Here is a 12,322-nt window from a genome sequence, read left to right as displayed (position 1 = left end):
GCGCAGGGCCTCCCGATCCCCCGATCGTGGAGGGTCGGGGGCGCTGTCCGGTGGGAACCGTAGAGGTGGGCCCGGTTGTCGTGTCCGGGGAGAACGTGACGGAGGGAGTCGGGGTGGAGAGCGCGGGCACGGCCGGTCGGGAGGTCCTGGCGGCGGCGGGGGTGCTGTTCCCGGACGGGGCCGGGCGGGTGCTGGTGGTGCGGCTGCCGTACGACCGGAGGCATCCGGTGGCGATCCCGGGCGGCGGGTGGGAGCCGGCGGACCGATCACCCAGGGAGACCGCCCTGCGGGAGATCCGGGAGGAGCTGGGCTTCACGCCCCGACTGGGACCGCTGGCCTGCGTGGACTGGGCGCTGCTGCGCCACGGCGACCTGCCGATCGTCGCGTACCTGTACTGGGCCGAGCCGCTGACGGCGGCGCAGGCGGCGGCGTTCCGGCCGGACACGGCGGAGGTCGGCGGCTGGACCTGGCTGACGACGGAGCAGGCCGGGCACGCGCTGCCGCCCCGGCTGTCGCGCCGGGTGACGGCCTGCCTGCTGGCGCCGCGCGGCGACGGGCCGCTGGAGCTGGAGGACAGCCGGCCGGTCGGGCACACGCTCCGGCGACTTCCCGCCGACGGGCCGGTGCCCGCGTACGCCGGACTGGCCGCGGCGCCGGGGCTGACGCCGCCGACCGAGGAGCGGCCGGATCCGCCGATGGACCGGGAGACGTACTACGCCACCCGGCCGCGCATCCGGGCGAAGGCGCGGGCGCTGTTCACCGATGCCGCCGGCCGGGTGCTGCTGGTGCGGCTGCGGCCGTGGGACGGGCCGCGCGGGCAGGTCCCGTACTGGACGCTGCCGGGCGGCGGGGTCGAGGCGGACCGGGAGATGCCCCGGGCGGCGGCCCGGCGGGAGATCCGCGAGGAGCTCGGCTGGGAGGTCGAACCGGGGCCGCTGCTGGCGCTGGACTGGCAGCCGGGTGCGGCGGCCGATCCGGCGGCGGACCCGGCGACCGGCCGGGACACCGCCGTCCTGGTGTACGTGTTCGACGGCGGCACGGTGACGGAGCGGATGCTCGGCTCGATCGCGCTGCCGGAGGAGGAGCTGGTGGAGTGGCGGCTCTGCGATCCGGCCGAGGCACGGACGCTGCTGACCGGCCCGTCCTGGGACCGGACGGCCGCCGCGCTGGCCGCCCGGGAGCGGTCGGGCGGGCCGGCCGAGCTGGTGCGCGGGCAGGCCGCCGGGCCGGACCTGCCCCGGAGGTGAGCCCTGCCGGACGGAGCCCGGCGGTGGCCCGAACCACCGCCGGGGCCTCGCCCGTGACCCGCGCGGCCGCGCGCCCGGGTGACGCGCCGGGACGGTGTCCCGGGGCTGCGCGTCAGACCTCCAGCTCGGCCTCGATCCGGCCCAGCTGGTGGCGGGCCATCGCGAGGTTGGCGCGCGCCTTGTCCAGCGCGAGATAGAGGAACAGGCCCTTGCCGGTACGGCCGGTGAGCGGGCGGATCAGGTGGTACTGGCTGCTCAGGGTGATCAGGATGTCCTCGATCCCGTCCTGGAGGCCGAGCATGTCCATGGTGCGCATCTTGGCGCGGACCACGTCGGTGTTGCCGGCGGCGGCGACGTTGAGGTCCAGGCCGCCGGGGCCGTCGAGGGTGGCCAGCGCCATGCCGCTGTTGTAGTCCACCAGGGCCGCGCCGATGGCGCCCTCGATGCTGGTCATGGCCTGCTTGAGCGCGCCGGGTGCGTCGGTCATCTGGGTAACTCCCGTTCATTGATGGGTTGTTCGGGACGGATGGGGACGATGGTTCGGTGGTCGGCCCGGGTCGGCCCGGGTCGGTCCGGGTCAGCCCGCGTCGCGCGGATCCTTGGGCACGAGGGCGTCGTTGAGCAGCCCCGCGATGCGCTGGGCGCTGCGGCGGGCCTCCAGGTGCAGCCGGCCGACGTTGACGTCGGGGTGCGCCAGCAGGGTCAGCACGCAGCTGCCGCCGGCCGCGTACGTGGCGACGTAGCCGTTCTCGCCGCGCACCAGCGACTCGCGGAACTCGCCCTGGCCGGTGGTGTCGGCGAGCCGCTGGGCCAGCGAGAGCGAGGCCGCCGTCATCGCGGCCAGTCCCGAGGGTTCGGTGCCGTGGGTGTCGTGCGCGACCAACAGGCCGTCCACGCTGGCCACCAGACCACCCGCGAGGTGCGGTACGCGGTGTTTGACGGCACGCAGTTCGGCGAGCAACTCGGTCTCCAAGGCGATCAGTTGTCTCCTTCCGACACGCTGCTTGAGTGCCCGCCTCATGGCCGGAACGACGGGGTCGCGGGCGGGGAATGGGTCAAAGTCGGGCCTCCAGAAGGTCTCGGATCCGGGTCAGCAGCGCGACGTCCGGATCGGGGACGGCCAGCGGGTGGGCCGCTGCCGTGATGGGCGGGCGTTCGGGGCACGTGGGGGCGTCGGTCCCGCTGCGGGCCGCCTCGGGGGCGGAGGCGGGAATGGAAGCGGCGGCGGGGGCGGGAACGGCCGTGACCGGGGTGCCGGGGAGGTCGGCGCCCCGGAGGCTGGCGCCGGGGACCCTGCGGTGCAGCCCTCCGGCCGGTCCGCTCGCGACCGGTGGGGCGGCTTCGGGCCGGGGAGCGGTCGTCGGCCGCGCCCCGGGCACCGGGGCCGTCACCGGGACCTCCGGCGCCGCGGGTGCCGCGGGTGCCACGGGTGCCACGGGTGCCGCGGCGGGCGGGCGCGACACGGCAGGCGGGTGCGGCACGGCAGGCGGGCGCGGGGAATCCAGCAGTCCGGCGGCGGCCAGTCGACGGACATCGGCCGTCACCCCGAAGCCGGAGCGGCCGAGCAGCCGGGCCAGGTCCGCCGGGGTCCTGCGACCGTCGGCGTGCTCCAACAGCTCACGTCGCCGGCGGCCGCACGAGCGGTGGGACGACCGGCGGCCGCACTCGGCCGGGCGGACCGGCGCGGTGTCGAGCTGCGCCCACGGCCAGATCCCGTCGAGCAGTTTCCGGCGGCGTTCGACCTCGCGGCGGATCCGGGCCGGGTCGACCTCCGCGACCGGCCCGAGCCAGTGCCGGGCGTCGGCCTCGAACCGCCAGACGCCGCCGGCCGGGTCGGCCAGCACGAAGAACGCGGCGTCGAACAGCGTTCCCAGGTGGCCGAGTTCGAGCTCTCCCCGGGTGAGCAGCCGCCGTTCGACCAGTGCCTCGCCGACCCTCGACCTCGGGCCGTGGGCCCGGAACAGTTCCGCCCAGTCCTCGGGGGTGGTCCGGCCGCAGCCGATGAGCAGGTCGGCCAGTCCGGGCGCCCGGAGGGACTCGGCGGCGGCCACCCGCCCGTCGACCAGGTGGAGGCTGCCGAGCGGCCCGCGCAGGGCGCCGGTGGCGCGGCGGTCGGCGAGCAGGGCGAGCGCCTCGCCCGGGGACCTCGGGGTGGCGGCCTCCGCCGGGGGCGGCGGCGCGGTGCCGGTCGCGGCGGTCACGCGCTCACCCCAGCACCAGCTCCTCGGCGAGTGCCTGGAGGCGGAAGCGGGCGGCGGCGAGGTTGCCCTCCGCGCGGTCCAGCCAGAGGTGCAGGACGAGCCTGTTGTCGAAAACGGTGTCGATGAAGCGGATCAGGTGGTAACTGCGGCCGGCGGTGACGATGATGTCCTCCAACGGGGCCCGCCGGTCCTCCGTCACGGTGAAGGTCTGGCTCTCAACGGCCGCCCGCACCAGGTCGGTTGCCTCGGCGGCGGAGGTCTCGTGCTCTCCGGTCGGGCTGTCCCCGAGGCTGCCGAGGGCGAGCCCGCTGCTCCAGTCGACCAGGCTCGCGGCGCGGGCCCCGTGGATCGCCATCGCTCCGGAGAGGCATTCGTCGATACCGGGCACACCGGCTCCTTCGCGGGGTCTGGGCGGCCGGGCGCAGCGCGGCACCGGCCGGTTCACCACCAGCAGTGGCTAGTTCGACACGGAAGGCTACTGCCGGATTCCAGATGACGAACATTCCAATGGCATATTCACATCAGTAACAGCCAGTTCCAGCCAAGAACTGACGGCACATCAGACCGGATGCAGCCTCGACCCCACGGGTGGACCAGGGGGGTTGGAGTACCGTTTACCGGCCACCTGGCACGGCACCTTGGCCGGTATCGAGCCCCAAGGGAGGGTTTCGAGCCCGAAAGTACGATAAGAGGGCGCGGGCACGGAAGGCGAACACGACGAAGGGGCCCGTTCCGCTGGACGGAACGAGCCCCTTCGATGGGAGCGCCAGGCCCGGATCGCACGGACTCTCCCTACTGAAAGTAGGGCGTGCTCTGGTAGCACCTCTGACGCCTGTTCGAGATTCCGTTTCCCGGAAGATCACTTCCTCTCGACGGGATGAACACTAGCAGGACATCACGCCTGGTCAGAAATCGTGGCCGGGCGAACGGCAGCGACCCCGGGGCGAACGGGGCGAGGCCGGGCCGAGCTGCGAACCGGGGGCCGGACCTGGGCTGCGCGCCGGGGCCGGACCGGGGCTGCGCGCCGGGGCCCGGGTCAGCCCAGCAGCGCCCGGTAGCCCTCGATCAGGGCGGTGAGCCCGAGCCCGAAGGCCCGGTCGGCGCGCTCGCGCCCGGCGGGGACGGCGTCCAGGGCGTCGGCCAGCCGCGGGGTGGCATCCCGGTCGACGGCGTCGACCATGACGTCCGGGGCGACCAGGTCCAGCGCCGAGCCCAGGACGAAGCTCTCCAGGGCGGTGATCAGTCCCATCACGTCCTGTGCGGCGAAGCCCGCGTCCTCCAGGGTGGCGACGGCCCGCTCGTACAGCTCGTGCATGAACGATTCGGCCAGCGGCGCGGTGGCGAGCAGCCGGACGATGCCGGGGTGTTCGGCGAAGGCGTCCCGGTAGGCGTGCGCCCAGGTGCACAGCGCGGCGTCCCAGGGCTGATCCCACATCGACTGCTCGCCGATCGTGCGCACCAGCTCGGCGCGCATCAGGGCGACGATCTCGGCCCGGCCCGCGACGTGGTGGTAGAGCGCGGAGGGGCTGACCTTGAGCGCACCGGCCAGCGCGGGGATGGTGAGGTCCCCCGCCTCGTCGACCAGCCGCAGCGCGGTGTCCACGATGCGCTGCCGGTCCAGCAGGGGTGTGCGCGGCCTGGGCATGCCCGGCTCCTCACCTTCGGGGTCGCCGAGCGGCCCGTCGGCACCGGCAGACCAAGATCGTCGTTATCCAAGCGTTACTGAACGGCTTTCAGTAAAACTCTTCCGCACCCGCCGGTGCCGCGCCTACGGTAACCGAACCCCATTCGGTTAGGCAGGCCGCGCACCCGTCGGCCCGCCCTGCCCCGGAGAGGACGCACACCCCCGCATGCGTGCCGAAACGATCTTCACCGGCGGCCGGATCCACACCGGAGACCCCGCCCTCCCCCGCACCCACGCCCTCGCCGTCGGCGCGGGGCGGATCGCCGCCCTCGGCGACGCCGCCCTCGCCCTGCGCGACGAAGGCACCGAGACCGTCGACCTCGACGGCGGCGCCCTGCTGCCCTCCTTCGGCGACGGACACGTCCACCCGCTGCTCGGCGGCATCGGCCTGCGCGGCGCGCCGGTCCGCGACTGCACCAGCCTGGAGCAGGTCGTGGCGGCCGTCCGCGACTGGGCGCAGCGCCACCCCGAGGCCGAGTGGATCACCGGCGACGCCGTCGACCCGTGGCTGGCCGAGGGCGGACTGTTCGACGCCCGACTGCTCGACGCCGCCGTCCCGGACCGCCCGGTGCTGCTGCGCACCATGGACCACCACACCGGCTGGGCCAACAGCGAGGCGCTGCGCCGGGCCGGGTACGGGCCGGACACTCCCGAGCCGGTGGGCGGCGAGATCGTCCGCCGGCCGGACGGCAGCCCGCTGGGCACCCTGCGCGAGTTCGGTGCGCTCAACCCCGTCCTCGCGCTCGTCCCCCCGCCGCCGTTGGCCGAGCAGGTCGCCGCACTGCGGGAGAGCACCGCCGCGCTCGCGGCCGCCGGGATCACCTGGCTCCAGGACGCCTGGGTCGAGCCCGCGCAGGTGGACACCTGGCTGGCGGCCGTCGCCGAGGAGGGCCTGCCGGTCCGGGCCGGGCTCGCCCTGCTGCTCGAACCGGACGGCTGGCGCGAGCAGCTCCCCCGCCTGGCCGCCGACCGCGACCGGGTCCAGGCCGCCGGGCACGGGCGGCTCACCGCGCGGGCGGTCAAGTTCTTCGCCGACGGGGTCATCGAGTCCGGGACGGCCGCGCTGCTGGAGCCGTACAGCGACTGCCCGCACTCCCACGGCGTCGCCAACTGGACCGGCGCCGAACTGGCGGAGGCCGTCACCGCCGTGGACGCGCTGGGCTTCCAGCCGCACATCCACGCGATCGGCGACCTCGGCGTACGGATCGCGCTGGACGCCGTCGAGGCCGCCGCCCGCCGCAACGGGCCGCGCGCCCGCCGGCCGGTGATCGCACACGTGCAGCTGGTCCACCCCGACGACCTGCCGCGCTTCGCCGAGCTCGGCGTGATCGCCAACTTCGAGCCGCTCTGGGCCCAGACCGACCCGCTGATGACCGAGCTCACCCTGCCCCGGATCGGCCCGGAGCGCGGCTCCCGGCAGTACCGGATCGCCGCCCTGCTGCGCGGCGGCGCCCGGGTGTCCTTCGGCAGCGACTGGCCGGTCACCCGCTACGAGCCGCTGGCCGGGCTGGCCACCGCCGTCACCCGGCAGACCCCGGACGGCCTGCCGGACGGCGGCTGGCTGCCCGAGGAGCGGATCGGACTCACCGAGGCGCTGGCGGCGTACTCGGCGGGCGTGGCGCACCAGGCCTTCGAGGAGGCCGAGTGGGGCGTGCTGCGGCCGGGCATGCGGGCCGACCTGGTGCACCTGGCCACCGATCCCTACGCGGTGCCGGCCGGTGAGCTGGCCTCGATCGAGGTGGCGGGCACCTGGCTCCGCGGGCGGCGCACCCACGGCGGCCCGCCCGGTGGCGCCGACCGCTCGACCCGCTGAGGCGCCCCGCTCCCCCGGCCACCCCGGCAAACCCCAGCCGCCCCGGCCACCCCGACGGACTTCCCGACCGGTTCCGGCCGTCCCCCACGGCGGCCGTGCCTCGTTCCCCGGTCGGCGGCCGGCGCGTGTCCGCCGCCGACCGTCGCTTCCTCGTTCGCACGACCTCAGGAGAGCTCCCCCATGAACCCGCCCTCCGACGCGGCCTCCTCCTCCGCGCTCCGTCCCCCCGGCTCCGCCGCCGCTTCCGGCTCCACCACCTCCACGTCCGCCTCCCCCGCCTCCCCCGGCGCCCTGACCTCCCCCGGCGGCTCCGGCGGCTCCGGCGGCCTGGGACGCGGGGTGCTCGGTACCGGCGACATCGTCTTCTTCGTCGTGGCCGCCGCCGCGCCGCTGACCGTGATGGCCGGCGTGGCACCGTTCGCGATCTCCTTCGGCGGCATCGGCACACCCGTCGCCTACCTGGCCACCGGCGTGGTGCTGGCGCTCTTCGCGGTCGGGTTCACCGCCATGACCGCGCACATCCGCAACGCCGGCGCCTTCTACGCGTACGTCACCCGCGGCCTCGGCCGGGCGGCCGGGCTGGGTGCGGCGCTGCTCGCGGTGTTCTCGTACAACGCCATCCAGATCGGCATGTTCGGCGCCTTCGGGTTCTTCGCCCGCACCACCGCCGCCGACCTGCTCGGGCTGGACCTGCCCTGGCCGGTCTGGGCGCTGTTCGGGGTCGCGGTGGTCTGGTTCCTCGGCTTCCGCTCGATAGACCTCGGGGCCAAGGTGCTCGGGGCGCTGCTGATCGCCGAGACCGGCATCCTGCTGGTGCTCGCGGTGGCGGTGCTGGTCAAGGGCGGGGCGCACGGGCTGAGCCTGTCCTCGTTCGCCCCCGAGCACGTGTTCTCCGGGGGGATGGGCGGCGTGCTCGGACTCTCCTTCGCCGCGTTCATCGGCTTCGAGGCCACCGCGATCTACCGCGAGGAGGCCCGGCAGCCGCACCGGACCGTGCCGCGCGCGACCTATGCCGCGATCGCCTTCCTCGGCCTCTTCTACACCTTCGTCACCTGGATGATCGTGCAGGCCTTCGGCGACACCGAGGCCGTCGCCGCCGCCACCGCCGACCCGGCCGGGATGTTCTTCACCGCGATGACCGACTACGTCGGCGGCTGGGCGACCGAGGTGCAGCGGGTGCTGATCGTCACCAGCCTGCTCGCGGCGCTGCTCGCCTTCCACAACACCATCACCCGGTACGGCTACGCGCTGGCCAAGGAGCAGGCCGCCCCGGCCGCCCTCGGCCGGGTCCACCCGCGCCACGGTTCGCCGTGGATCGGCGGCATCGCGCAGTCGGTGCTGGCGGCGGTGGCCGTCGGGGTGGCGGCGCTGATCGGGGCGGATCCGTACAACCAGTTCTTCCTCTGGGTGAACTCCCCCGGAGTGGTGGGCATCCTGGTGCTCCAGGCGCTGGCCGGCCTCGCCGTGTTCGCCTTCTTCCGCCGCAACCGGGCGGCCGCCGCGAGCGCCGGGGTGTTCCGCACGGTCGTGGCACCGCTCGCCGCTACGGTGCTGCTGTGCGGGGCCACGGCGCTGGTGGTGTGGCGGCTCGACCTCTTCACCGGCGCCGGTCCGGAGGTCAACTGGCCGCTGGTCGCGATCGTGCCGGTGGTCTTCCTGACCGGCGTCGGGATCGCCCTGCGGCTGCGGGCCCGGCGACCGGAGGTGTACGCGCGGCTCGGGACGACCGAGGTCGACGCGGGCTGAGCCGCGGGCGACCGGCCGGGGCGGGCGACGGGCGGGCGGGGCCCGGTGGCGACCGGGTGACGAACCGGCTCCATCCCGGCCCGGACCGATCCGGCCCGCCCCTGCCCGGCCCACCCCGGCCCGGACCGACCCCCGATCCGGCCCGCCCCGGCCCTCGCCTGGTCAGATCTGGCCGACGGCCTCGGCGAGGAGCCGGTAGGAGTCGAGCAGCGCGGTGCGGTCGTAGGTGCTGGTGGTGACCAGGAACTCGTCCGCCCCGCTGCACTCGACCAGCTTCGCCAGCTCGGCGGCGGCCTGCTCCGGGGTGCCCGCGATGTGGCCCTTGAGCGACTGCTCGAACGCGGCCCGCTCCCTGGCGGTCATCGCCCGGGCCCGGATTTCGGCGGCGGAGGTCAGCGGCGGGAACTCGCCATGGGTGCGGGAGTACGCGCCGGACCAGGCCTCCGGGACGAGCAGCTCGCACGCCCGCTCGGCCGTGTCGGCGACGGCCACCGTCCCCGAGACCACCACGTACGGCTCGGCGGCCTGCGCGGAAGGACGGAAGCGGGCCCGGTAGCGGTCGATCGCCTCCAGCATCCGGTCCATTCCGCGCGGGGCGGCGATCACCAGCGGCAGTCCCGCGTCGGCGGCCAGGTCGGCGCCCGTGCCGGTGGCCAGGACGAAGGCCGGGACGTGCAGGCCTTCGGCCGGCCGGGCGTGGACCCCGCGGTTCGCCGACTGCGAGCCGTCGAAGTAGCCGAGCAGTTCGGCCAGCTGGGCACCGAACGCGTCCGCGGCGTCCTTCTCCCGCCCCAGCGCCCGCCGGACACCGTCGGTGAAGCCCACCGAGCGGCCGAGCCCCATGTCGATCCGACCCGGGAACAGTGCGGCCAGCACCCCGAACTGCTCGGCCACCACCAGCGGCTGGTGGTTGGGCAGCATCACCCCGCCGGTACCGACCCTGATGCGCGTGGTGGCGGCCGCCACCGCCGCAGCGAGCACGGTGGGCGCCGACCCGGCCACCCCCGGCACGCCGTGATGCTCGGAGACCCAGAACCGGTGGTAGCCGAGCCGCTCGACCTCACGGGCGAAGGCCACGGTGCTCCGCAGCGCCTGGGCCGGCTCCTCGCCCTGTCGGGTCCGGGAGCGGTCGAGCACGGAGAGCCTGGTCGTGGGCGCGGCAGTGGTCACGTCGTTGGACAACGCCTGCGCCCCGCACGGGCATTCCCCGCGCGACCGGGCCGCGGCCGACGGCCTGCCGGTCAGTCGCCCGCTCCGGGTATTCGGCCCGGACGGGTGTCCGTGGCCTCGGCCGCAGCCTCGGCCCTGACCGGGGCCGGTGCCGGGGCTGTGACCTGGGCCGGGGCGGTGACCTGGGCCGGGGCGGTGACTTTGGCATGGGCCTTGCGGCGGCCCCAGGGCTTGTACACCGACAGGATCACGTTGAACAGGTAGAGCGTCAGCGCCACCGCCGGAACGATCACCGTGTTGTAGCGGACGAAGCCGAGGTCCGCCACCGTGATCGGGCCGGTCGGATGCGCGTCCACCACCCGCACCGCGTCGTGCAGCCGGTCGGTGAGGGCGAGGACCGAGGCCGTCATCGCCCCGAGTGTCAGCCAGAACTTGGTACTCACCCAGTAGTACCGGAACAGCCCCCAGGACGTGCCGAGCCCGAGCGCCACCCCGCTCAGGAAGGTGAGCAGGCTCAGCGGCAGGATCAGCGCGTCACCGAGCAGGCCCATCGCCCGGTAGGCGGTGCGCAGCCGGTCGGCGTCCGCGGTGGTCAGAGCCGTCACCGCCAGGGTGAGCAGGCAGAGCATCAAGGCCAGCCAGCTCACCGAGGCGACGACGTGCAGGACGACCAGCGGTTTGCGCACCGGCGGCGGCAGTCGGCGGCCCCCGGACGCGGGTGCCGCCACCCGCCGTGGCGTCGGTTCGGACGCCGCGACGGCGCCGGTGGGCGAGCGCACGGGTACCTCCTTCGAGTCGGGGTCACCAGGACGGCCCCAGACTCTCCCGTCCCTGCCTCATCCGGCATCTGACGGAGGAAGTAACCTCGCGTACTCCCGAGCGAGTACACAGCCTCGGCGCGGCGCCGGCCACGCCTCCCCCGGGAGCAGCACCGCCCTCAGTCGGTCACCGCGAACCCCTGCGCCGCGCCCAGCCGCTGCAGCGAGGCCGGGCCGGGGATCCCGTCCGCCGCCCCCGCCTCGTACCCGCAGCTCCGCTGCCAGGCCGCGTACGCGGAGACCGTCCGGCTGCCGAACGAGCCGTCCACCCAGCGCTGGTCGAGCAGTCCCTCGTCCACCAGCGCCTGCTCCACGATGGCCGCCTCGGCCGGGTAGGTCAGGTGCCCCTGCTCGGCCCCCGGGTCGGTCCGGGCCGCCTCGATCACGTGGGCCACCGAGACCGTCCGCCGCCCGGGCAGGTAGCCGAGCAGCCGGCGCAGCGAGCTCGCGCCCGGGACGCCGTCCGCCGCCTGCCCGGAGTAGCCCAGACTCCCCTGGTAGTCCGAGTAGTTCTCGGTGTCCGCGTCCGTCCAGTTCGGGCCGGGTCCGGAGCGGTAGTGGTCGCCGAAGCCGTTCGCGACCAGCGCCCGCCCGACGGCCGTCACCTGGTAGCCCTGGGCCCCGTAGCCGTACGCCAGGCCGTTGATGCTGACCTGGTAGCGGGCGGGCGCGGCAGGGGGCACCGGGTTCTGCTGGGAGGGCGGGATGTCCGGGGAGCCGGGCCCGGCCGTGAAGTCGGGCCATGAGCCCGGGTCGGTGTGGTCGTTGTAGGGCACGTGGGCGTGCGCGTACCAGCCGCCGAAGGCCTCCCAGGTCCGCTCGTCGCGGTGGCCGGAGAAGTCGGTGGGCCGGCCCATCGGCCAGATGTCGGGCACGCCCCAGGAGGAGATCCAGGCGTGGATGCGGTCCCAGCCCGCGCACGGGGTGTCGACCAGGCGCGGGTAGACGCCGCCCTGGTAGCGGCAGTAGGGGAAGAAGACCGCCTCGATCTGGATCACCACCCGACCGGCCCGGTTGGTGCGGGTCGGGCTCTCGGCGGGGCTGAGCAGGCTCTTCGAGCGGGAGTCGGCCGGGAACAGCTGCGCCGTGCGGCCGCTGAACGGGTCCCAGACCAGGTGCGGCGCGCTGCCGGCGCCGCTGCCGGTGAAGTAGCCGACCAGGTCCTCGTAGGGGCACCAGTCCTGCGGTGCGGCGGCGGTCGCGTTGCGGTCCCAGGTGATGTGGGCGATGGCCTTCGGCGGGTACTGCTGATCGGTCGGCGCGTGGTCGCCGAGGTCGTGGATCTCGGCACCGGGCAGCCACGGTTCGGGCATTGCGGGCTCCTCCGAACGGCGTAAGGGCATCACCTCCGGTATCGGCAGGAACGGCTCGCGGATTGACCCCGACGGCGCAAATGCCCGGCGATGAACCCCCCGTACCCGTCCGGACGTTCGACTCTGCAGGGGGCGTTCGCCCCCGCGTGCGATTCCGGCGCCCGTGCGGGGGCGGTGGATCGCGCGGGAGGGGGCGTATTGCACCCCGCCGGGGCGCCGCTGTCAATCGTTGACATCAAAAGTGGTCTAGTCCACGGTAGTCCGGCGGACCGGCACCAGCCCGCGCCCGGGGCCTCCCTGTGCGCCCAACTGGCCTCCGTGGAACCGAAT

Annotated in this window: 11 protein-coding genes; 3 read left to right on the top strand and 8 right to left on the bottom strand. The window is 74.9% G+C overall.

The genetic code is table 11. The features are described from left to right. Positions 1–95 precede the first annotated feature (95 nt). A complete protein-coding gene (locus tag ACFVUY_RS07180; protein WP_387727966.1) occupies positions 96–1,247 on the top strand; it encodes an NUDIX domain-containing protein in 1,152 nt (383 codons plus the stop codon). A 112-nt stretch (positions 1,248–1,359) separates the two neighbouring features. On the opposite strand, the gene ACFVUY_RS07175 is transcribed toward ACFVUY_RS07180, so the two are convergent. The 5 genes from ACFVUY_RS07175 to ACFVUY_RS07155 all read right to left on the bottom strand — a co-directional run bounded on the left by ACFVUY_RS07175 (position 1,360) and on the right by ACFVUY_RS07155 (position 5,093). After that, positions 1,360–1,734: a hypothetical protein gene (locus ACFVUY_RS07175; protein WP_359898244.1), complete on the bottom strand. Its 375-nt coding sequence runs from the start codon at positions 1,732–1,734 to the stop codon at positions 1,360–1,362. Between the two features lie 90 nt (positions 1,735–1,824). Further along, positions 1,825–2,220, bottom strand: a complete 396-nt coding sequence (locus ACFVUY_RS07170; protein WP_387688112.1) for a roadblock/LC7 domain-containing protein — start codon at positions 2,218–2,220, stop codon at positions 1,825–1,827. 82 nt (positions 2,221–2,302) lie between these two features. After that, positions 2,303–3,448 carry a hypothetical protein gene (locus tag ACFVUY_RS07165; RefSeq protein ID WP_387727964.1) on the bottom strand — a complete coding sequence of 382 codons (1,146 nt, stop codon included), beginning with the start codon at positions 3,446–3,448 and terminating at the stop codon, positions 2,303–2,305. 4 nt (positions 3,449–3,452) lie between these two features. After that, entirely contained in the window at positions 3,453–3,836 is a 384-nt protein-coding gene (locus tag ACFVUY_RS07160) for a hypothetical protein (RefSeq protein ID WP_359898247.1), read from the bottom strand. Positions 3,837–4,484: 648 nt separating this feature from the next. Beyond that, positions 4,485–5,093, bottom strand: a complete 609-nt coding sequence (locus ACFVUY_RS07155) for a TetR/AcrR family transcriptional regulator C-terminal domain-containing protein (protein WP_387727962.1) — start codon at positions 5,091–5,093, stop codon at positions 4,485–4,487. A 205-nt stretch (positions 5,094–5,298) separates the two neighbouring features. Here ACFVUY_RS07155 and ACFVUY_RS07150 point away from each other — a divergent pair, with 205 nt between their 5' ends. Continuing rightward, entirely contained in the window at positions 5,299–6,945 is a 1,647-nt protein-coding gene (locus ACFVUY_RS07150) for an amidohydrolase (RefSeq protein WP_387727960.1), read from the top strand. A 180-nt stretch (positions 6,946–7,125) separates the two neighbouring features. Continuing rightward, positions 7,126–8,691: an APC family permease gene (locus ACFVUY_RS07145; protein ID WP_387727958.1), complete on the top strand. Its 1,566-nt coding sequence runs from the start codon at positions 7,126–7,128 to the stop codon at positions 8,689–8,691. A gap of 162 nt (positions 8,692–8,853) precedes the next feature. Here the strand turns inward: ACFVUY_RS07145 and ACFVUY_RS07140 are convergent, their stop codons facing one another. From ACFVUY_RS07140 to ACFVUY_RS07130, 3 genes are all read right to left on the bottom strand, one after another. Further along, positions 8,854–9,861, bottom strand: a complete 1,008-nt coding sequence (locus ACFVUY_RS07140; protein WP_387728218.1) for an LLM class flavin-dependent oxidoreductase — start codon at positions 9,859–9,861, stop codon at positions 8,854–8,856. 71 nt (positions 9,862–9,932) lie between these two features. After that, positions 9,933–10,640, bottom strand: a complete 708-nt coding sequence (locus ACFVUY_RS07135; protein ID WP_387688122.1) for a DUF2269 domain-containing protein — start codon at positions 10,638–10,640, stop codon at positions 9,933–9,935. A 158-nt stretch (positions 10,641–10,798) separates the two neighbouring features. Then, the gene (locus ACFVUY_RS07130) at positions 10,799–11,992 is read right to left on the bottom strand and encodes a peptidoglycan-binding protein (protein WP_387727956.1); all 1,194 of its coding nucleotides are present in this window, start codon (positions 11,990–11,992) and stop codon (positions 10,799–10,801) included. Positions 11,993–12,322 lie beyond the last annotated feature (330 nt).

Origin of the sequence: Kitasatospora sp. NPDC058063, assembly GCF_042885395.1 — a bacterium.
Taxonomy (GTDB): Bacteria; Actinomycetota; Actinomycetes; order Streptomycetales; family Streptomycetaceae; genus Kitasatospora; species Kitasatospora lactacystinica.
The sequence above is the reverse complement of the archived record's forward strand: the minus strand, read 5'-3'. Positions and strand labels throughout refer to the sequence as shown.

Bases quoted from the DNA above. Each gene is read 5' to 3' on its own strand.
- ACFVUY_RS07155 (WP_387727962.1), bottom strand. From the start codon at position 5,093: ATGCCCAGGCCGCGCACACCCCTGCTGGACCGGCAGCGCATCGTGGAC.
- ACFVUY_RS07130 (WP_387727956.1), bottom strand. From the start codon at position 11,992: ATGCCCGAACCGTGGCTGCCCGGTGCCGAGATCCACGACCTCGGCGAC.
- ACFVUY_RS07150 (WP_387727960.1), top strand. From the start codon at position 5,299: ATGCGTGCCGAAACGATCTTCACCGGCGGCCGGATCCACACCGGAGAC.
- ACFVUY_RS07145 (WP_387727958.1), top strand. From the start codon at position 7,126: ATGAACCCGCCCTCCGACGCGGCCTCCTCCTCCGCGCTCCGTCCCCCC.
- ACFVUY_RS07175 (WP_359898244.1), bottom strand. From the start codon at position 1,734: ATGACCGACGCACCCGGCGCGCTCAAGCAGGCCATGACCAGCATCGAG.